The organism is Microbacterium sp. Root1433D1, assembly GCF_001426835.1.
GTDB classification, from domain to species: Bacteria; Actinomycetota; Actinomycetes; order Actinomycetales; family Microbacteriaceae; genus Microbacterium; species Microbacterium maritypicum.
This window is the reverse complement of record NZ_LMFN01000001.1, coordinates 454,879-473,803: the sequence shown is the minus strand read 5'-3', so window position 1 is coordinate 473,803 and position 18,925 is coordinate 454,879. Positions and strand designations below refer to the sequence as shown.

The 18,925-nt window shown below is 68.4% G+C and carries 19 protein-coding genes and 1 tRNA gene; 13 read left to right on the top strand and 7 right to left on the bottom strand.

Annotated features, from left to right (window positions below; genetic code table 11):
* Positions 1-9: 9 nt before the first annotated feature.
* The 6 genes from ASD13_RS02215 to ASD13_RS02190 all read left to right on the top strand — a co-directional run bounded on the left by ASD13_RS02215 (position 10) and on the right by ASD13_RS02190 (position 6,915).
* Positions 10-1,290: an aspartate kinase gene (locus ASD13_RS02215; RefSeq protein ID WP_031205603.1), complete on the top strand. Its 1,281-nt coding sequence runs from the start codon at positions 10-12 to the stop codon at positions 1,288-1,290.
* Positions 1,291-1,471: 181 nt separating this feature from the next.
* The gene (locus ASD13_RS02210) at positions 1,472-2,542 is read left to right on the top strand and encodes an aspartate-semialdehyde dehydrogenase (protein WP_055865326.1); all 1,071 of its coding nucleotides are present in this window, start codon (positions 1,472-1,474) and stop codon (positions 2,540-2,542) included.
* Positions 2,543-2,625: 83 nt separating this feature from the next.
* On the top strand, positions 2,626-4,098 hold the full coding sequence (locus ASD13_RS02205) for a malate:quinone oxidoreductase (RefSeq protein ID WP_055865323.1): 1,473 nt from the start codon (positions 2,626-2,628) through the stop codon (positions 4,096-4,098).
* A 9-nt stretch (positions 4,099-4,107) separates the two neighbouring features.
* Positions 4,108-4,761: a thymidine kinase gene (locus ASD13_RS02200; protein WP_055865320.1), complete on the top strand. Its 654-nt coding sequence runs from the start codon at positions 4,108-4,110 to the stop codon at positions 4,759-4,761.
* A 161-nt stretch (positions 4,762-4,922) separates the two neighbouring features.
* Positions 4,923-5,645 (top strand): FadR/GntR family transcriptional regulator, encoded by a 723-nt coding sequence (locus ASD13_RS02195; RefSeq protein ID WP_055865314.1) that lies wholly within the window; start codon positions 4,923-4,925, stop codon positions 5,643-5,645.
* A gap of 10 nt (positions 5,646-5,655) precedes the next feature.
* Positions 5,656-6,915, top strand: coding sequence for an alpha-hydroxy acid oxidase (locus ASD13_RS02190; RefSeq protein ID WP_055865311.1), 1,260 nt, complete (start codon positions 5,656-5,658; stop codon positions 6,913-6,915).
* A gap of 43 nt (positions 6,916-6,958) precedes the next feature.
* Here the strand turns inward: ASD13_RS02190 and ASD13_RS02185 are convergent, their stop codons facing one another.
* The 6 genes from ASD13_RS02185 to ASD13_RS02160 all read right to left on the bottom strand — a co-directional run bounded on the left by ASD13_RS02185 (position 6,959) and on the right by ASD13_RS02160 (position 12,777).
* On the bottom strand, positions 6,959-7,801 hold the full coding sequence (locus ASD13_RS02185) for a DUF1295 domain-containing protein (protein ID WP_055865309.1): 843 nt from the start codon (positions 7,799-7,801) through the stop codon (positions 6,959-6,961).
* 52 nt (positions 7,802-7,853) lie between these two features.
* A complete protein-coding gene (locus ASD13_RS02180) occupies positions 7,854-8,609 on the bottom strand; it encodes an HAD-IIB family hydrolase (RefSeq protein WP_017829074.1) in 756 nt (251 codons plus the stop codon).
* Positions 8,606-9,082 (bottom strand): VanZ family protein, encoded by a 477-nt coding sequence (locus ASD13_RS02175; RefSeq protein ID WP_055865306.1) that lies wholly within the window; start codon positions 9,080-9,082, stop codon positions 8,606-8,608. Before ASD13_RS02175 ends, ASD13_RS02180 begins: the two co-directional genes overlap by 4 nt.
* Before the next feature lie 66 nt (positions 9,083-9,148).
* Positions 9,149-9,225, bottom strand: a tRNA-Pro gene (locus ASD13_RS02170).
* A 55-nt stretch (positions 9,226-9,280) separates the two neighbouring features.
* A complete protein-coding gene (locus ASD13_RS02165) occupies positions 9,281-10,222 on the bottom strand; it encodes a metallophosphoesterase (protein WP_055865303.1) in 942 nt (313 codons plus the stop codon).
* On the bottom strand, positions 10,213-12,777 hold the full coding sequence (locus ASD13_RS02160; RefSeq protein WP_055865299.1) for a transglycosylase domain-containing protein: 2,565 nt from the start codon (positions 12,775-12,777) through the stop codon (positions 10,213-10,215). The genes ASD13_RS02165 and ASD13_RS02160 overlap by 10 nt, the downstream gene beginning before the upstream one ends.
* 89 nt (positions 12,778-12,866) lie before the next feature.
* On the opposite strand from ASD13_RS02160, the gene ASD13_RS02155 reads away from it, so the two are divergent.
* Both ASD13_RS02155 and ASD13_RS02150 read left to right on the top strand, forming a co-directional pair.
* Positions 12,867-13,091 (top strand): hypothetical protein, encoded by a 225-nt coding sequence (locus ASD13_RS02155; protein ID WP_017829070.1) that lies wholly within the window; start codon positions 12,867-12,869, stop codon positions 13,089-13,091.
* Entirely contained in the window at positions 13,088-13,546 is a 459-nt protein-coding gene (locus ASD13_RS02150; protein WP_017829069.1) for a RidA family protein, read from the top strand. The genes ASD13_RS02155 and ASD13_RS02150 overlap by 4 nt, the downstream gene beginning before the upstream one ends.
* 106 nt (positions 13,547-13,652) lie before the next feature.
* On the opposite strand, the gene acs is transcribed toward ASD13_RS02150, so the two are convergent.
* Positions 13,653-15,620, bottom strand: a complete 1,968-nt coding sequence (gene acs, locus ASD13_RS02145; RefSeq protein ID WP_055865296.1) for an acetate--CoA ligase — start codon at positions 15,618-15,620, stop codon at positions 13,653-13,655.
* A gap of 402 nt (positions 15,621-16,022) precedes the next feature.
* Here acs and ASD13_RS02140 point away from each other — a divergent pair, with 402 nt between their 5' ends.
* Genes ASD13_RS02140 through ASD13_RS02120 form a run of 5 tightly spaced genes read left to right on the top strand, consistent with a single transcriptional unit; the run spans position 16,023 to position 18,904 of the window.
* Entirely contained in the window at positions 16,023-17,030 is a 1,008-nt protein-coding gene (locus tag ASD13_RS02140) for a TadA family conjugal transfer-associated ATPase (RefSeq protein ID WP_229778813.1), read from the top strand.
* Positions 17,030-17,926: a type II secretion system F family protein gene (locus ASD13_RS02135; protein ID WP_055866810.1), complete on the top strand. Its 897-nt coding sequence runs from the start codon at positions 17,030-17,032 to the stop codon at positions 17,924-17,926. Before ASD13_RS02140 ends, ASD13_RS02135 begins: the two co-directional genes overlap by 1 nt.
* Before the next feature lie 59 nt (positions 17,927-17,985).
* Positions 17,986-18,183, top strand: a complete 198-nt coding sequence (locus ASD13_RS02130; RefSeq protein ID WP_017829065.1) for a DUF4244 domain-containing protein — start codon at positions 17,986-17,988, stop codon at positions 18,181-18,183.
* A gap of 17 nt (positions 18,184-18,200) precedes the next feature.
* The gene (locus ASD13_RS02125; protein ID WP_055865293.1) at positions 18,201-18,578 is read left to right on the top strand and encodes a TadE family type IV pilus minor pilin; all 378 of its coding nucleotides are present in this window, start codon (positions 18,201-18,203) and stop codon (positions 18,576-18,578) included.
* Positions 18,578-18,904: a hypothetical protein gene (locus tag ASD13_RS02120; protein WP_017829063.1), complete on the top strand. Its 327-nt coding sequence runs from the start codon at positions 18,578-18,580 to the stop codon at positions 18,902-18,904. The genes ASD13_RS02125 and ASD13_RS02120 overlap by 1 nt, the downstream gene beginning before the upstream one ends.
* Positions 18,905-18,925: the final 21 nt, after the last annotated feature.

Sequence of the window (18,925 nt, the reverse complement as noted above, 5' to 3'; positions counted from 1 at the left end):
GGAGTGATCGTGGCCCTCATCGTGCAGAAGTACGGCGGCTCGTCCGTCGCCGACGCAGAGAGCATCAAACGCGTCGCCAAGCGCATCGTCGACACGCGTCGTGCCGGCCACGACGTGGTCGTCGCCGTGAGCGCGATGGGCGACACCACCGACGAGCTACTCGACCTCGCGAACGAGGTCGCACCGATCCCCGCCCCGCGCGAGCTCGACATGCTCCTCTCCAGCGGAGAGCGCATCTCGATGGCGCTGCTGGCCATGGCGATCCACTCGATGGGGTTCGAAGCGCGCTCGTTCACGGGCAGCCAGGCGGGCATGATCACCGACTCCCAGCACGGGGCCGCCCGCATCGTCGACGTCACTCCCGTCCGCTTGCGTGAAGCCCTCGACGAGGGGGCGATCGTGATCGTCGCCGGGTTCCAGGGCTTCAACCGCGACACCCGCGACATCACCACGCTCGGTCGCGGTGGCTCCGACACCACGGCCGTCGCCCTCGCCGCTGCGCTCGACGCCGACGTGTGCGAGATCTACAGCGACGTCGACGGCATCTTCACCGCCGATCCGCGCGTGATCCCCAAGGCGCAGAAGCTCGATCATGTCTCCAGCGAGGAGATGCTCGAGCTCGCCGCCAACGGCGCCAAGGTGCTGTACATCCGCGCCGTCGAGTACGCGCGCCGTCACGGCGTCCTCATTCACGCTCGGTCGACCTTCTCGTCGGCCGAGGGCACATACGTTCTGGGCGAGGGTATGAAGAACCCCCGCGAAGCCGAGGGAGCAGTCATGGAAGAACCGATCGTCGCCGGTGTCGCCACCGACTTCAGCCAGGCCAAGATCACGGTCGCGGGGGTGCCCGACGTGCCGGGCAAGGCTGCCGAGATCTTCAAGATCGTCGCCAAGTCGGGCGCGAACGTCGACATGATCGTGCAGAACGTCTCTGCCACCGGACGCACCGACATCTCCTTCACGGTGCCCAAGGCCGATGCGGCGGGAGCTCTCAAGGCGCTCGCCGGTGAGCAGACCGAGGTCGGATTCCAGAACCTGATCCACGACGACCAGATCGGCAAGCTCTCCGTCGTCGGTGCGGGGATGCGCACGCATTCTGGCGTCTCCGCCACCCTCTTCGAGGCGCTGTCGGCCGGCGGCATCAACATCGAGATGATCTCGACCTCCGAGATCCGCATCTCCGTGGTGCTGCGCGACACCGACCTGACCGAGGCCGCACGCACCGTGCACACCGCCTACGGGCTCGACGGCGACGCCGAGGCCACGGTCCACGCGGGCACCGGCCGCTGATCTCTGCCGCTCGCCGCCGTTTTCCTGCCGACCGTGCGAGAGCCCGCAGCGCAGGGCCGGCGGCCTGTCGGCGGCACGATAGACTCACCGAAACCCTGACACCGGCGCCAGGCGCAGCCTCAGCACCCCGACGCCGCGCCCGAAGCCTCGTACGCAGTACCGCACGACGCCAAGGAACATCATGACCCGCATCTCCGAATCAGGACTCTCCGTCGCCATCGTCGGCGCCACCGGCCAGGTGGGCACCGTCATGCGCGAGATTCTCGCCGAGCGGTCGTTCCCGATCCGCGACCTGCGACTGTTCTCCTCCGCGCGCTCCGCCGGCACGGCCATCGAGTTCGGCGGCGCGACCGTGATCGTCGAAGACGTCGAGACGGCGGATGCCACGGGCATCGACATCGCCCTGTTCTCGGCGGGAGCCACGGCGAGCCGCGCCTATGCGCCGCGCTTCGCCGCTGCCGGTGCCGTGGTCGTCGACAACTCCAGCGCCTGGCGCATGGACCCCGAGGTTCCGCTCGTGGTCAGCGAGGTCAACCCGCACGCGATCGACGAGCGCCCAAAGGGCATCATCGCGAACCCGAACTGCACCACGATGGCGGCGATGCCGGTGCTGAAGGCGCTGCACGCCGAGGCCGGCCTCGAGCGTCTGATCGTGTCCACCTACCAGGCCGTCTCCGGCTCGGGACTCGCCGGCGCTCAGGAGCTGCTCGGCCAGGTCGAGGGTGTGCTCGCCCAGGGCGACACCCTCCGTCTCGTGCACGACGGATCCGCGGTCGATTTCCCCGAACCAGAGAAGTACATCGCCCCGATCGCCTTCGACGTGATCCCCTTCGCCGGCAACCTGGTCGACGACGGCGACAACGAGACCGACGAGGAGAAGAAGCTCCGCAACGAGAGCCGCAAGATCCTCGAACTCCCCGGCCTCCGCGTGGCCGGCACCTGCGTGCGGGTCCCGGTCTTCACCGGCCACTCGCTCTCGATCAACGTCGAGTTCGCGCGTGACATCACTCCCGAGCGTGCCAGGGAGGTGCTGAGCGCGGCCCCCGGTGTCGTCCTCGACGAGGTTCCCACGCCGCTGCAGGCTGCCGGCAAGGACCCGAGCTTCGTCGGTCGCATCCGCGCCGACCAGTCCGCACCAGAGGGCAAGGGGCTCGTGCTCTTCCTGAGCAACGACAACCTGCGCAAGGGCGCCGCGCTGAACGCCGTGCAGATCGCCGAGATCCTGGCGGAGCGCCTGGCGGTCATAGCCTGACGGTATGCCCGCGATGCGGAAGCGGTCTGGCGCAGCAGGTCCGCATGGTCTGCGACGACGCGCCCGCGAACTAGACTGGTTCGGTGACTGAAAACGTCGATGTCGTCCTGATCGGCGGTGGCATCATGAGCGCCACCCTGGGTACTCTCCTGCACGAGCTGCAGCCGGAGTGGAAGATCGTCGCCTTCGAGCGACTCTCCGAGGTGGCTCAGGAGAGCTCGAATCCGTGGAACAACGCCGGCACGGGGCACGCTGCGCTGTGCGAGTTGAACTACATGCCGCAGCAGGGAGACGCTCCGCTCGACCCGGCCAAGGCGGTCTCGATCAACGAGCAGTTCCAGCAGAGCCGTCAGTTCTGGTCGTCGCTCGTGGAGAAGGGCGTGCTCGACGCGCCGTCGACCTTCATCAACGCGACGCCGCACATGACGTTCGTGCGCGGCGAGAAGGATGTCGCGTACCTCAGGAACCGTTACGAGGTGCTCAAGAAGCAGCCGCTGTTCGCCGGTATCGAGTACAGCGAAGACTCCCGCGTCATCAACAAGTGGGCACCGCTGCTCATGCAGCAGCGCGTCAAGGGTGAGCCGTTCGCCGCGACCCGCGTCCCCGCCGGCACCGACGTCGACTTCGGCGCCCTCACCAACCAGCTCTTCGACCACCTGACCGACTCCGGCGTCACGCTGCGCACGAACCACGAGGTGCGCAGCCTGAAGAAGCAGAAGGACGGCACCTGGCTGGTCAAGTACCGCAACCGCATCGGGCACACCCCGAACGAGGTCAAGGCGCGCTTCGTGTTCGTCGGGGCCGGCGGCTGGGCGCTCAAGCTGCTGCAGAACTCCGGTATCCCCGAGATCAAGGGCTACGGAGTCTTCCCCATCGGCGGACAGTTCCTCAAGACCACGAACCCGACCGTCGTCGCTCAGCACAAGGCGAAGGTGTACTCGCAGGCGTCCGTCGGTGCTCCGCCCATGTCGGTCCCGCACCTCGACACCCGCGTCGTCGACGGCGAGGCCTCGCTCATGTTCGGGCCGTTCGCGACCTTCAGCCCCAAGTTCCTGAAGAACGGGTCGATGCTCGACATCGTCACCCAGGTGCGCCCGCACAACCTGCTGCCGATGCTGCAAGTGGCGGTGAAGAACCCCGACCTCATCACCTACCTCGTCAGCGAGCTGCTGAAGAACCACGCCAAGAAGGTCGACAGCCTGCGCACCTTCATGCCGACCGCGAAGGATGAGGACTGGACCCTCATCGACGCCGGTCAGCGAGCTCAGGTCATGAAGAAAGACCCGAAGAAGGGTGGCATCCTGCAGTTCGGCACCGAGGTCGTCGCCGCGTCTGATGGGTCGATCGCCGGTCTGCTGGGCGCCTCTCCCGGTGCCTCGACCGCCGTCCCGATCATGCTCGACCTGCTCAAGAAGTGCTTCCCCGCGGAGTACCCGGGCTGGGAGCCTGAGCTGCGCGCGCTGATCCCCACCTTCGGCGAGAAGCTGAACGAGGACGCGGCACTCGCGGAGAAGTCGACCGAAGCGACCGCAGCCGCACTCGGCATCAACGTCTGAGCCGGCACCGTGGCGAAGCTCTACTTCCGCTACGGCGCGATGAACTCGGGCAAGTCGACGGCATTGCTGCAGGCCGCCTACAACTACGAAGAGCGCGGACAGCGGGTGCTGCTGGCGAAGCCGGCGATCGACACCAAAGGAGCGTCAGAGATCGAGAGTCGACTGGGCGTGACGCGCCAGGTCGATTTCCTCATCGCTCCCGACGACGATGCCCGCGTGATCTTCGCCACTCATCGAGGACGCATGCAGCACACGTCGGATGACGAGCTGCTCCCCGAAGGCCCGATCGACGTGGCCTGCCTGCTGATCGATGAGGCGCAGTTCCTCACGCCGTCGCAGGTCGACGACCTCTTCCGCATCGCGGTGGTCGATGGGATCCCGGTCATCGCGTACGGCATCCGCAACGACTTCCTCACGCACGCGTTCCCCGGGTCCGCGCGCCTGCTCGCGATCGCGCACTCGCTCGAGGAGCTCAAGACCATCTGCCGCTGCGGACGCAAGGCCGTGTTCAACGGTCGCGTGGTCGGCGGGCGCTTCGTGTTCGACGGCGACCAGGTCGCGATCGACGAGGGCGCCACAGGCTCGGCCTCGCCCGAGCTGACCACCTATGAGTCGCTGTGCGGCACCTGTTACCTCGAAGAGTCCGGCGGGCGCCTGGGCTGAGGCTCCGCACGGCTCCCTCTCCACGCTCCAGGAAGAGCGCTTTTCGTCGCGCGCGGTGAAGGAGACTCCCGCGTGCCTCCCGCGAGGGGCTCTGTCTTTCCGCGCCTGTTTGCGTGGTCTGACCACAGGCGATACTCTGTGGTCAGACCACAGGAGGATCGATGGCGGAACAGCCGGCGCGCGCATGGCGACTCGTGCTCGAGCACATCGAACGCGACCTCCTCGATGCCCGCCTCGGCCCGGGCGACCGGCTGCCCTCCGAGCGTGATCTGGCCACCGAGCTCGGCGTCGGCCGATCCAGTGTTCGGGAGGCGTTCCGCGTCCTCGAGGTGATGGGACTCATCCGCACCGCGACCGGCTCAGGCCCGCAGTCGGGCGCCATCGTCATCGCCACGCCCACCGGGGGCATGTCGGCGCTGTTGCGGCTGCAGGTCGCGGCTCAGGGCTTCCCTCTGGACGATGTCGTACGCACACGTCTGGTGCTCGAAGACGCGGTCGTCCAGGTGCTGGCTGCGGCGTCCGACCGCGATACGAGCCGCGCCCACGAACTGCTCGAGGCGATGGATGCTCGAGGCCTCGCCCCGGCGGAGTTCCTCGCCCTCGACGCTCAGCTGCATCTCTCCCTCGCCGAAGCCAGCGGCAATACGGTCATCGCCGCGATGATGGCGGGTCTTCGTTCCTCGATCGAGTCCTATGTGCAGGCGGGAGTCTCCGCGATCCCGGACTGGGAAGCGATGGCGGCTCGTCTCCGCTCCGAGCACCGCGCCCTCGTCGCCGCCATCGATGCCGCCGATGTCGATGCAGCGCGCGCGCTGGTCCACACCCACATCACCGGCTACTACACGTCCGCGGGGCTCACCCGTGACACCCACCCCCACACCTGAGAGGCACATCATGGTGCAGCGCCAGTTCCCGAACCCCGTCGAGCTCCTCGAGCTGATGAAGTTCAAGAAGCCCGAACTCGACGGGCGCAAGCGGCGTCTGGAGGGTGCCCTCACGATCGATGATCTGCGTCTCATCGCCAAGCGGCGCACGCCCAAGGCCGCCTTCGACTACACCGACGGAGCGGCCGAAGGCGAGCTTTCCCTCACTCGCGCGCGCCAGGCGTTCCAGGATGTGGAGTTCCACCCCGGCATCCTGCGCCCGGCGCCCACGGTCGACACGAGCGTCGAGATTCTCGGCGGGCCTTCTGCCCTGCCGTTCGGAATCGCGCCCACCGGATTCACACGTCTGATGCAGACCGAGGGGGAGACCGCGGGTGCGGGCGCCGCGGCGGCAGCCGGCATCCCGTTCACGCTCTCGACGCTCGGCACCACGTCGATCGAGGGTGTGAAGGCCGCCAACCCGCACGGGCGCAACTGGTTCCAGCTCTACGTCATGCGCGATCGCGAGATCTCGTATGAGCTCACCCGTCGTGCGGCCGCCTCGGGGTTCGACACCCTGCAGTTCACGGTGGACACCCCCGTCGCCGGTGCCCGCCTGCGCGACAAGCGCAACGGGTTCAGCATCCCGCCGCAGCTCACCCTCGGCACGATCATCAATGCGATCCCGCGGCCCTGGTGGTGGTACGACTTCCTCACCACCCCGAAGCTCGAGTTCGCGTCTCTCAGCACCACGGGCGGCACGGTCGGCGAGCTGCTGGACGCGGCGATGGACCCGACGATCAGCTACGACGACCTCGCGGTCATCCGCGACATCTGGCCCGGCAAGATTGTGATCAAGGGCGTGCAGAACGTCGAGGACTCTGTGCGCCTGCGTGATGCGGGTGTCGACGGCATCGTGCTCTCCAACCACGGAGGACGCCAGCTCGACCGTGCGCCGATCCCTTTCCACCTGCTCCCCGAGGTGCGCAAGGCCGTCGGCGACGACTTCACCGTCATGATCGACACCGGCATCATGAACGGCGCGGACATCGTCGCGGCCGTGGCCCTCGGAGCGGACTTCACCCTGATCGGACGGGCGTACCTCTATGGCCTGATGGCGGGTGGGCGTCAGGGCGTCGACCGGACGATCGCGATCCTGCGCAGCGAGATCGAGCGCACGATGCGCCTGCTGGGGGTCGCTTCCCTCGCCGAGCTCGAGCCCGCGCACGTGACGCAGCTGACCCGTCTGGTCCCGGTCGCCCGGGCTGCCGCCGAGGCTCGCGTGCGCTGAGACCCCGCTCGTTCGATCCCGCGCGCGCGGTGGCTCTGCGGTCTCAGGACTGCGTGGCCACCGCTCGTGCGCGCGGGGGCCACGGCACCAGCATCGACGTCGTGCGGCGGTAGTCGGCGTAGGCCGGGTACTTCGACGCGGTGATCGACTCGGTGAAGATCGTAGACCCGATGAACAGCACCGTGAGCAGGGCGGGGCCGACGATGGTGGGGTTCAGCACCCCTCCGATGACACCGGCGCCGCCGGTGACCGCTGCGGTCGCGCCGATCGCGTAGAAGGCCCACCACTGCGCCTGTTCGAAGAAGAAGTTCGGGTGCCGGCTGTAGCGGAACAGGCCCGTCGTGGCGAAGCCGGGTGCGAGAGTGCCGCCCGCCTCCTTCTTGCGCTGATGGAACCGCCACTGCTGCTGGTCGGCGACGGTCTCCCCGACCAGGAAGGCGACGAACGCGGCGATGAACAGCGCATCCCACCCGGTGAGGGCGGAGGGATTCTGCGCGGCGACGGCGGCGGGCAGCGTGATGAGCACGAGCAGCGCCATCTGGTAGCAGATGATGAACAGCAGGTTGAAGATCTGGAACTGCCAGGGGCGCATCCGTCCCCGCAGGATGGCCCACCGGTAGTCCTCCATCCCCGTGTAGCCGCCCTTGCGGGCGAAGTTGAAGGTCAGGCGTGCGCCCCACGCGGTGGCGAGCACTCCCATCACGACCACACGGGCGGATCCTTCGCCGTTCACGAAGGCCCCGGCGACGAAGATCCAGACGTAGACAACCGGCACGATCGACCATGCGCGGTCGACCCAGGATGTGTCTCGGGTGATCAGGGAGAGCACCCAGCAGGCGGCACTGGTGACCGCGGCGACGATGATGACGATCAGCAGGGCATCCATGACGCCATGCTAGGACTCCGCTGCCGTGTCGCGCTGCACGACACTGCTCAGGTCAGAGCGTGAGCAGAAGAGCGTCGAGCTTGTCGGCGGTGTCTTCCCAGCCCTCCACCGCCACCGAGGGCACACCGATCGCGAGCACGGGGTAGTCGTTGCCGCCCTCGTCGAGCCGGTCGCCGTAGAACAGCATGTCGGTCAGCGCTATGCCCGTGCGGGCGGCGAGCTGCCGCATACCGAAGGCCTTGTCGATGCCGGCCTGGGTGATGTCGATCGAGGTCGAGCCGCCCGAGCGCACCTCGAGACCGGGAAGACGTGCAGCGACCGCATCGCGCAGCGCACCGCGCTTGGCCCCCGTCGGGTCCCAGTCATGCTTCGCCTCGCGCGGGGCGCTCTGTCCTAGCGCCGAGAAAGTGATCTGCGAACCGCGGTCTTCGAGGATCTCGCCCCACGGCTCGGCCTCCCAGAGCCCGAGCCGTTCGGCCTCTTCGCGCAGGGCCGTCAGCGCGGCCTGCTTCTCGGCGTCGCTGAGGTCGTGGGCGTAGACCGGCATGAAGTCGGTGCCGTCGTGGCGGAGGTAGCGGGTGCCGCACGTGGGCAGCAGGTGCAGACGCGCGAGATCCGCGGGGTCGGCGTCGCCGAGGCGTGACACCACCTGCGAGCGGAACTGGGCCTCGTTACCACCCGAGATGATGGCGACGTCGACCGTGCGCAGGAGGGCGCGCAGCAGGGCGGCGATTCGCGGGTCGATCAGACCCTTCGAGGGAGCGAGCGTGTCATCGAGGTCGAAGGCGACGAGTGTGGGCGCGGTCATGATGTCTCCAGCCTAGAAGGTGGACGCTGGGAGGAACGCGGGGCGACGAGCAGAGTGACCACGACAGCGAGGGCGACCCCGAGGATCGCGCCCGTGGAGTTGGCCACGACGTCGTTCACCGTCGCCGCACGGTGGGGGAGCGCCACGCGCTGCGCCGTCTCGATCGCCGCCGAAAGCACGGGGCCGACCAGGAGCGCGAGGAACCACACCCGACGGGGGAGGAGCAGGAAGGCGAGGATGCCGACCGGCACGAACACGAGCACGTTCGCGATGATCTCGAGGCGGGTGAAGTCGAGCGATTCCCAGCCGAGACGATGGGCTGTGGTGAGCACGACATCGAGCAGGTTCGGCATGGTCTCCTCGACCCGGGAGGGCGTGAGGGTGAGAGCGGCCAGGCCGATCAGGAAAGGGATGCCGAGGACGAGGGCCCAGGCACGTGTGAAGCGGCGCGGCGGCGGGAGCAGAGAGCTCATGCGTTCCCTTCGTGCGCGATCCCGATACAGAGAAGGCCGCCCCTGAGGGCGGCCTTCCGGTGTCACTGGTCGGGGTGACAGGATTTGAACCTGCGACCTCTTCGTCCCGAACGAAGCGCGCTACCAAGCTGCGCCACACCCCGTTTGCAACCCTCCGAGTCTACAGGGAAATGCTCTCTGCGCCGAATCGAGGCGGGATCAGTCCTCCGCGGTCAGCGTGAGCAACGTCGCCTCGGGCCGACACGCGAAGCGCACGGGGGCGTAGATGGAGTGTCCGCAGCCCGCGCTGACGTTGAGCGGCACGGTGCGGTCGCCGTGCGACCACGTGCTCAGGCCCTTGGCCTGCTTGAGGGGGATGTCGCAGTTCGCCACGAGCGCGCCGAATCCCGGGAGGCAGACCTGACCGCCGTGCGTGTGGCCACCGAGGATCGCGTCGGCTCCGAGATCGGTGAAGCCGTTGAGCACGCGCTGATAGGGCGCGTGTGTGACCCCGAGCACCGGAGTCGTGGACTCGCGGGCCCCGAGAGCGGCGATGGCGTCGGGAAGCTCATCCAGCCGGTCCCAGTCGCGGTGGGCGTCATTGACGCCGAAGAGGTCGACCTCGGCGCCGGCGATGCGCAGCCGCGCCGCCGCGTTGTTCAGGTCGGTCCAGCCGAGCTCGTCCGTGAAGTAGCGGTCCATCGCGTCGGTGTCCAGAAGCTCCGGCTTGTGGTGCTTCTTGGACGGTCCGAGGAAGTAGCGAAACGGGTTGCGCGGCGACGGCGCGGCGACGTCGTTCGATCCGTGCACGAAGACGCCGGGGATGCCCGCGAGCGGGTCGAAAGCGCGTCGGATGCCTTCCAGGCCGTTCTCGTGGCCGAGGTTGTCTCCGGTGTTCACGATGAGGTCGGGCTTCAACTCCGCGAGGGAGGCGAGCCAGTCCTGTTTGCGGTGTTGCCACGGCGCCATGTGCGCATCGGAGATGTGCAGGATACGCAGCGGCGCGGATCCGGACGGCAGCGCCTTCGCCGTGGCCTCCCGCACCGTGAAGAGGTACCTCTCGATGCCGATGCCCCAGATCGCGGCCGCCGCACCCACGGCCCCCACCGCGCCGAGCGCGACGAGGGCCGGGTGTGCGGCGCGGCGTGCGACTACTGGCACGTCACACGGACGGACGTGGACTTGCTGGCCGCGGTACCGGGAGCAGGGTCGGAACTCCCCACGACGGAGGTCGGTGGATTGCAGGAGTTGTCGAACTCGATGTTCGTGAATCCTGCGGCACCGAGCGCGGCAGAGGCCTGGGCTCTCGACATCCCGACGAGATTCGCGGGAACGGTCGTGCCCTGCCCGTTGCTCGTCGTGAGGGTGACGGTCGCGCCGGTCGCAGCTTCCCCGTTGGGATCTTGAGCTGCGACGAGACCGGCGGCGAGATCGCTGTCGACGGCCCCTCCGACGGAGACCTGGAAGCCCGCGTCCGTCAGGATCGCGGTCGCCTCCTCCACCGACTTGCCCACGACGCTCGGAACGGTCGCCAGCTGCTGGCGGGTCAGCTTGCCGTCGGGCTTCGGGAAGGCACTTCCGGGGTAGGCGGCATTGGCTGCGGCCTGTGCGGCCTGTGCCACCGGGTAACGCATGTCGTTGAGGTTCCAGCCGTTGGCTCTCTTACGGTAGATGTTCTCCTGACCCTGCCAGCGACCGGCCCAGACCGCCGTGGCGACCTTGGTGCTGGACTCGATCATCATGGTCGACCAGGTGTCGTGCGTTCCGGTCTTGCCGATCAGCGGCGTGCCGTCGTTGGTGTTGGCCCGGGAACCGGTGCCGCCGCCACCCATCACGCTCTGCAGCGCGAAGGCAGCGGTCGCTGCGACCTCGGGAGAGATCACGCCCTCGGTGCACGAGGAGGCGGGCAGTTCGCGCTCCTGACCGTCGGGGCCGACGACGCGATCGATCGCGCGCGGCGTGCAGTACGTGCCACCGCTCGCGACGGTCGCGTAGGCGTTCGCCATCGCGAGGGGCGAGATGTTCTTCGGGCCGAGCACGTCGAAGGGCACGTTCTCGTCGGTGACCTTGCCGCCGTTCGCCAGCGTGACACCCATACGGTCGGCGACCTTGTTGATGTCGCAGATGTCGAGCTTCGACGCCATCGCGAAGTAACCACTGTTGAGCGAGTTCTTCGTGAAGCTCAGCACGGACCCGGTTCCACCGCCACCGCCGCCGAAGTTGCCGATCTCCTTCGTGTTGGCGTTCTGCTTTGCGCCGCAGACGGGGATCTTCAGGTTCGTCTGCACGCTTCCGTTGAGAACCTCGTTGACGGAGTGTCCCTTCTCGAGCCAGTCGATCAGGGTGAAGAGCTTGTAGGTCGAGCCGACCTGGAAGCCGCCGGAGTTGCCGTGCTCCCTGTCGCCGGCGAACACCAGCGACGAATAGGCCTGGTCGTCGGTGGGGGTCTCGGTGAACAGCGTGTTCTGCGTCATGGAGAGGATGCGACCGGTGCCGACCTCGACCGAGACGCCGGCAGCGCCGAAGTACGCGTTGTCGGCGTTCGCGGGAACGACCTCGGCCATCTTCTCGGCGGCGGGGGTCTGGATGCGGTAGTCGAGCGTGGTGTAGATCTTCAGACCGCCGCGGCGGAGCAGGTCCGTCCGCTCCTGCTGGGTCTTGCCGAAGGCCTCGTCGTTCAGCACGATCGACTTCACGTACTGGCAGAAGTATGCGCTGGCCCCAGCGGACGCGCAGCCCTGGGTCGGAGGATTCAGGGCCGGCGCGATGTCCGAGGCGTCGGCCTCGTCGTACTGCGCCTGCGTGATCTTGCCGTCGGCGAGCATGCGACCGAGCACGTAGTGGCGGCGGTCCTTCGTCAGCGCGTAGCCGTCAGCGGCGTTGTTCAGCGCGACGCCCTCGGCGTTCGTGATCGTGCCCTGTTCGGCCTTGTCGATGCGGTACGTGTTGGGGTTCTGCACGATGCCGGCGAGCGTCGCCGACTGCGCGACCGTGAGGTTCGCCGCCGTCGTCGAGAAGTAGTAGTTCGCTGCGGCCTCGATGCCGTACACGGTGCCACCGAAGTTGGCGATGTTCAGGTACCCGAGCAGGATGTCGTTCTTCGAGAAGTCCTTCTCGATCTGGATCGCGTACCGCATCTCCTGCAGCTTGCGCTCGATGCCCTTGCTCCCTGTCGCGTTGGTCGCGTCGAGCCAGCACTGCTGGAGATCTTCGGAGTAGGTGTCGGAGGTCGTGTCGACCTCCTGCTCGCACTTCTGGATGAGCACGTTCTTGACGTACTGCTGGCTGATCGTCGAAGCGCCGCGGCTGGACGTGCCGCGCACGTTGTCGACGAGAGCCTTCACCGTGGCGCCGATGTTCACGCCGCCATGGCTGTAGAAGTTCTTGTCCTCACTCGAGAGGATCGCGTCGTACAGGTTCGGGGAGACCTGCTCGTAGGTGACCGGGACGCGGTTCTGCTCGTAGAACGAGGCGAGCTCGACCGTCGAACCGTCCGGGGCGGTCGCGTAGATCGTCGACTGCTCCATCGGCGTGCTCGGGTCGAGGCTCTCGGGGAGCTGATCGAAGAGGGTGAGAGCCTGGGTGCCTGCGAGGCCGGTCATCGCGAGCACCGGGGTGACGCTGGCCGTGACGAGGAGACCGGCGACGGCGCTCAGACCGACGAGCCCGACGAGACCGCCGAGCACGCCTCTCACCGTGCGATTCTTTTGGGGCATACGCTTGATCGTAGGGGAGTTCCCTGAATACCGCCTTTGACGAGCTCGCCCCGGAATTCCGGTGTCGCGCCCCGATCGACAGGAGTGCCATGACCACGTGGGAGTACCTCACCACGCCGCTGCTGATCCACAACACGGCAGCCATCCTCAACAACTGGGGCAAGCAGGGCTGGGAGCTCGTGCAGGTCGTGCAGGGACCGGAGGGCGGACTCGTCGCCTATCTGAAGCGCCCCGTGACCTCCGACGCGTCGGCCAACGCCGGCCTCGCCGCCGCCGAGCAGGCCGCACGCCAGTTCGAGGGAGATCAGGCATGAGCGTCTCGGACCGTCTCGCCGAGCTCGGCATCGAACTGCCCGCTGTCGCCGCTCCGGTCGCCGCCTACGTGCCGGCCGTCGTGCACGGCGGTCTCGTCTACACCTCGGGACAGCTGCCCTTCGTCGACGGAGCGCTTCCCGCCGTGGGCAAGGTGGGCGCCGAGGTCTCCGCGGAAGACGCGAAGACCTACGCCCGCACGTGCGCGCTGAACGCTCTCGCCGCGGCAGCGGATGCGGCCGGCGGCGTCGACCGCATCGCGGGCGTGCTGCGAGTCGGGGGCTTCGTCGCCTCCGCTGAGGGATTCACCGGTCAGCCCGGCGTGATCAACGGCTCGAGCGACGTGCTCGGAGAGATCTTCGGTGATGCGGGTCGTCATGCCCGCGCGGCCGTCGGCGTCGCGGAGCTCCCGCTCGGCAGCCCGGTCGAGGTCGAGGTCGCCTTCCTTCTCGCCTGAGTACGACGTACGCGGCGTGGACCGTCGCCTCAGAACGAGAGAACGCGCCTCCCCGGAAAGGGGAGGCGCGTTCTGTGTCTGTCACGCCTCGGAGGCGTGAGCCGACCTACTTCACCTGGGCCGAGATGATGCTCATCACCGCGGTGTCGGCGAGCGTGGTGGTGTCGCCGACCTCGCGGCCCTCGGCGACGTCGCGGAGCAGGCGACGCATGATCTTGCCGGAGCGGGTCTTCGGCAGCTCGCCGACGATGTAGACGTCGCGCGGGCGGGCGATGGCTCCGATCTGCTCGCCCACCCACAGCCGCAGCTGCTGGGCGAGGCCCGCAGGCTCGTGTGCGGCGAGGTAGCTCTCCTTGATGATGACGAAGGCGACGACCGCCTGTCCGGTCGTCTCGTCGGAGGCGCCGACCACCGCAGCCTCGGCGGTCGCCTCGTGCGCGACCAGGGACGACTCGATCTCCGCCGTCGACAGGCGGTGCCCCGAGACGTTCATGACATCGTCGACGCGTCCGAGCAGCCAGAGGTCGCCGTCTTCGTCGAGGCGCGCTCCGTCGCCGGCGAAGTAGTAGCCCTGGTCCTCGAACTTCTCCCAATAGGTCTCGCGATAGCGCTCGGGGTCGCCCCAGATGCCGCGCAGCATGCTCGGCCACGGCTCGGTGATCACGAGCAGGCCGCCGCTGCCGTTGCCGACCTCGATGCCGCTCTCGTCGACGACGTCGATCGAGATCCCGGGGAGCGGGACCTGGGCGGACCCGGGCTTGGTCTCGGTGACGCCCGGAAGAGCGGACACCATGATGGCGCCGGTCTCGGTCTGCCACCAGGTGTCGACGATCGGCGTCTTGTTCGCCCCGATGACCTCGCGGTACCACATCCACGCCTCGGGGTTGATGGGCTCTCCCACCGAACCGAGCAGTCGCAGCGACGAAAGGTCGAACTTCGCCGGGACGCTGCGACCGATCTTCATGAACGAGCGGATCGCGGTCGGGGCGGTGTAGAAGATCGACACCTTGTACTTCTCGATGATCTCCCACCACCGGCCGGGGTGCGGGGCATCGGGGGTTCCCTCGTAGAGCACCTGGGTCGCGCCGTTGGCGAGGGGCCCGTAGGCGACGTAGCTGTGTCCGGTGATCCAGCCGATGTCGGCCGTGCACCAGAACACGTCGGTCTCCGGGTGCAGGTCGAAGACGTACTTGTGCGAGTACGCGACCTGGGTGAGATACCCACCGGAGGTGTGCAGGATGCCCTTGGGCTTCCCCGTCGTTCCCGAGGTGTAGAGGATGAAGAGCGGGTTCTCCGCAGGGAAGGCCTGTGCGGTGTGCTCGGCGGATGCGGCGGGAACGGCGTCGTGCCACCAGATGTCGCGGCCGTCGGTCCAGTCGACCTCGTTCTCGCCGCGCTTGACGACCAGGACGTGCTCGACGGTCTGCTGCTCGCCGTCGCCGCGGTCGGCGAGAGCCTGATCGACGGCGGGCTTGAGTGCCGAGACGCGGCCCTTGCGGTAGCCGCCGTCGGCCGTGATGACCAGCTTGGCGCCGGCGTCGTCGATGCGTGAGCGCAGGCTGTCCGCGCTGAAACCACCGAACACGACGGAGTGGATGGCGCCGACGCGCGCGACCGCGAGCATCGAGGCGATCGCCTCGGGGATCATGGGCAGGTAGATCGCGACGCGGTCGCCCTGGCCGATGCCCAGTCCCTCGAGCACGTTGGCGACGCGCTTGACCTCGTCGGTGAGCTCGGCGTAGGTGATGCGGCGGGTGTCACCCGGTTCGCCCTCCCAGTGCAGGGCGACGCGGTCGCCGTTGCCCGCCTCGACGTGACGGTCGAGGCAGTTGTAGGCGACGTTCAGCTCGCCATCGTCGAACCACTTCGCGAACGGCGGGTTGTTCCAGTCGAGCACCTGGGTGAAGGGCTTGTGCCAGTGCACGAGTTCGCGGGACTGCTCGCCCCAGAAGGCCTCGCGGTCGGCGGCAGCACGCTCATACAGTTCGGGCGAGGTGATGGTTTGGGCGACGAACTCCTCCGACGGCGGGAACTTCCGGGTCTCGTCGAGAAGGTGGTCGATCTGGCTGCTCATCGGCAGGCGCTCCTTTGCGGCTTACGGGTCTTGCGAGCATGGTCGTGGGGGTGGGCGACCAGGTCACGGCGAATCTATCCGTGCGACCACCCATCGCATACTGCCGAAAGTCGGTAGTGCTGCCGGTTTTGTCCGGACGGTCGCCTTGCGTACACTCGACGACAGCCGAATTCTCATTCCGGCCTTGGCGTGCCCGATTCCCCCAATCGTGGACCGCCGTGGGCGGCATCTCATTCCCCCCGTGAGATGCCGCCCATTCCTTTGGGAGCGCTCCCTTCTCGCTCGCGTGTGATCGTCACCCAGTCCTGCACCGCGCGCACAGGAGTCGGCTTCTTCACAGGGGTCGAGTCGTCCGGCGATCGGCGCCCTCTCCTCGGCGCGGCGCCGCATAGCGTCACCGTCATGCCCGATTCCTTCGTCATCCAGCCCAGGGGAGAGCGGTCTGCCGCATCGGTGGCGGAAGCCTCGCCCGAGCGCCTTCACATGGATCCTGCCTTCGGACCGCTCCTCGCCCATCTCGACGATGCCGTCACCGATGTGTTCGTGAACGGAGCGGGCGGGCTGTTCGTCGACCGCGGGAACGGAGCCGAGCCCGCAGAGGGGTGGAGGGCATCGGAGCGAGAAGTCCGAGATCTCGCGGTCGCGCTCGTCGGCCTCGGAGGCCGACATCTCGATGACCAGGCGCCCTGCGTCGACGTCCGCCTCGACTCCGGTATCCGCGTGCATGCGGTGCTCTCGCCGGTCTCGACCACCGGAACCGCGCTGTCGATACGCATTCCCCGTGTGCGCGCCGCCGACCTCGACGCGCTCGCCGCTCTCGGAGCCTTCGACGCGTCCCAACAGGTCTGGCTTCTGGGACTGGTGGCCGAGCGGGCGAACATCCTCATCACCGGGGGAACGGGTACGGGCAAGACCACGCTGCTGTCGGCGCTGCTGTCGGAAGTGCCTCCGACGGAGCGCATCGTCACGATCGAAGACGTCGCCGAGTTGCGCCCGCGCCACCCGCATCACGTCTCCCTCGAGGCCCGGCAATCGAACCTGGAGGGAGCAGGCGCCATCACCCTGGCGCGGCTGGTTCGAGAGTCGCTGCGCATGCGTCCCGATCGGCTGGTGGTCGGTGAGTGTCGCGGAGAAGAGGTGCGCGAGCTGCTGACCGCTCTCAACACCGGGCACGACGGCGGTGCCGGCACTCTGCACGCGAGCGGACTGCGTGACGTTCCCGCTCGGCTCGAAGCTCTCGGGGCTCTCGCCGGGATGGATGCGGTCGCTCTCGCACGTCAGGCGGTCAGCGCGTTCACCATCGTCCTCCATCTCGATCGAGCACCCGGAGGTACACGTCGCATCCGTCAGGCAGGGCGGCTCGTGATCGCCGGGGATCGACTCGACATCGAAGAGGTGCAGCCGTGGTGATGCGGCCGCGTCGTATGCCGCGAAAGGCGCAGACGGGTGCGACGGATGCCGCGACCGCGGTGCAGACGCTGGCCGTGCTGCTGCAGGCCGGGGCGGTGCCGGTCGTCGCCTGGCGGCACCTGGCTGACAGCGATGATCCGCAGGCCCGGGCAGTGGTCGACCGGGTCGATCGCGGAGTCCCGCTGCTCGACGCCATCGAGGCCGAGGGCGGGGCGTGGGTCGATCTCGCCGCCGCCTGGGAGATCGCGGCGACCGTGGGCGCACCGCTCGCCGAGGTTCTCCGGACGATCGCAGAGACACTGAGGGATGCGGCTGCCGCAGCCGACGATGTGCGCATCGCACTCGCAGAACCGGCGGGTACGGCGCGGCTGCTGCTCTGGATGCCGTTCGCCGGATTGCTGCTCGGGTTCGCGCTCGGCTTCGACACCATCGGCGTGATCTTCGGGAACGTGCTCGGCGCCGCGTGTGTGGTCCTCGGCCTGCTCCTCGTGGTGGCGGCACGCGCCTGGACAGCACGTCTGCTTCGACAGGCGCGGCCTGCTCCCGGCACCCCGGGCATGCGAGCGGAACTTGTCGCCATCGCGCTCTCTGGCGGTGCCTCCATCGATCGCGCGTTGCAACTGGTGTCGCAGAGCGGCACCTCGGGCGACGGTGAGGAACGCGTCCGCGCCGTGCTCGACCTGTCCCGCGCTGCGGGTGTGCCGGCTGCGGAACTTCTTCGGGCATCCGCAGCCCAGGACCGGCACGCCGCCAGGGTGCAGGGGCGCCTCCGCGCCGCGAAGCTCTCGACGCGCCTGCTGTTCCCCCTCGGCGTCTGCACGCTGCCCGCATTCCTCCTCCTCGGGGTCGCGCCGCTCCTGCTCAGCGTCCTCGCCTCCACGCCGATGTCGCTGTGACCGTATCCAGCCCACCCCCACCATCCGATGCCCACGCATCCCATAGAAAGAGGAACACCATGAAGAGCATCCCCCCGCTGGACCGTCGGCGTGCTGCGACCCTGTTCGGCGACGACACCGGCGCCGCCACAGCCGAGTATGCGATCACGACGATGGCGGCCGTCGCGTTCGCCGGGCTCCTCGTCGTCATCATGCGATCCGACGAGGTCCGCGGCATCCTCACCGATCTCGTGCGGCGGGCGCTGACGGTGTCATGATGCGCGGAGCTCGACGGATGCCCCCTCCTCGCACCCCCGAGGATGCGCCACGACGGCCGCGACACGCGGGTGACCGCGGGTCCGTCTCGGCGGAGTTGGCGCTGGCCCTGCCCGCGGTCGTGCTCGCGTTTCTGCTCGGCGCGGGTGCACTCGGTGCGGCATCCCGCCAGGTGGCGCTTCAAGATGCCTCGGCCGATGCGGCGCGTCTTCTCGGACGCGGCGAAGGGCAGGATGCGGCGGAGCGCGTGGTGCACGCGGCGGTCTCCGGAGCAGGTATGTCCTCCTCGCTCTCCGGCGACCTCGTGTGCGTCACCGCTTCGGTCGACGCCTCCATCGGGTCGCTGATCCGCATGCCGCTTCGGGCCACGAGCTGCGCGCTCGACGGGGGCCTCTGATGGCGGGCTCCGCTCTCGCGTCCGGAGTTCTCGCCGTCGCCGCTGCCCTGTCCCTCGGGCTCGCTGCCGTCGGCGGCGCGGCGGTGACGGCGCAGCGCACGGCGGGGGCGGCCGACGCCGCCGCGCTCGCCGCAGCAGACGCCGCGAGCGGCGCAGTGCCCACCGGGGAGCAGCCGTGTGAACTCGCCGCGAGGGTCGCGCAGGCGGCGGGTGCCACCCTCACGGGGTGCGTTCTCGAGGGCTTCGTGGCGACCGTGGAGGTGCAGGCGGCGTACGCTGGACTCGCAGCCGTCTCCCGAGCCCGTGCCGGGCCACCCGAGGGATAGCGACGGCAGCGCGACCTCGCT

What these genes read in the sequence shown, in the direction of transcription:
- ASD13_RS02210 (WP_055865326.1), top strand. Translation starts at nt 1,472, where the DNA reads ATGACCCGCATCTCCGAATCAGGACTCTCCGTCGCCATCGTCGGCGCC.
- ASD13_RS02195 (WP_055865314.1), top strand. Translation starts at nt 4,923, where the DNA reads ATGGCGGAACAGCCGGCGCGCGCATGGCGACTCGTGCTCGAGCACATC.
- ASD13_RS02190 (WP_055865311.1), top strand. Translation starts at nt 5,656, where the DNA reads ATGGTGCAGCGCCAGTTCCCGAACCCCGTCGAGCTCCTCGAGCTGATG.
- ASD13_RS02185 (WP_055865309.1), bottom strand. Translation starts at nt 7,801, where the DNA reads ATGGATGCCCTGCTGATCGTCATCATCGTCGCCGCGGTCACCAGTGCC.
- ASD13_RS02180 (WP_017829074.1), bottom strand. Translation starts at nt 8,609, where the DNA reads ATGACCGCGCCCACACTCGTCGCCTTCGACCTCGATGACACGCTCGCT.
- ASD13_RS02175 (WP_055865306.1), bottom strand. Translation starts at nt 9,082, where the DNA reads ATGAGCTCTCTGCTCCCGCCGCCGCGCCGCTTCACACGTGCCTGGGCC.
- ASD13_RS02160 (WP_055865299.1), bottom strand. Translation starts at nt 12,777, where the DNA reads ATGCCCCAAAAGAATCGCACGGTGAGAGGCGTGCTCGGCGGTCTCGTC.
- ASD13_RS02155 (WP_017829070.1), top strand. Translation starts at nt 12,867, where the DNA reads ATGACCACGTGGGAGTACCTCACCACGCCGCTGCTGATCCACAACACG.
- ASD13_RS02150 (WP_017829069.1), top strand. Translation starts at nt 13,088, where the DNA reads ATGAGCGTCTCGGACCGTCTCGCCGAGCTCGGCATCGAACTGCCCGCT.
- acs (WP_055865296.1), bottom strand. Translation starts at nt 15,620, where the DNA reads ATGAGCAGCCAGATCGACCACCTTCTCGACGAGACCCGGAAGTTCCCG.
- ASD13_RS02140 (WP_229778813.1), top strand. Translation starts at nt 16,023, where the DNA reads ATGCCCGATTCCTTCGTCATCCAGCCCAGGGGAGAGCGGTCTGCCGCA.
- ASD13_RS02135 (WP_055866810.1), top strand. Translation starts at nt 17,030, where the DNA reads ATGCGGCCGCGTCGTATGCCGCGAAAGGCGCAGACGGGTGCGACGGAT.
- ASD13_RS02130 (WP_017829065.1), top strand. Translation starts at nt 17,986, where the DNA reads ATGAAGAGCATCCCCCCGCTGGACCGTCGGCGTGCTGCGACCCTGTTC.
- ASD13_RS02125 (WP_055865293.1), top strand. Translation starts at nt 18,201, where the DNA reads ATGCCCCCTCCTCGCACCCCCGAGGATGCGCCACGACGGCCGCGACAC.
- ASD13_RS02120 (WP_017829063.1), top strand. Translation starts at nt 18,578, where the DNA reads ATGGCGGGCTCCGCTCTCGCGTCCGGAGTTCTCGCCGTCGCCGCTGCC.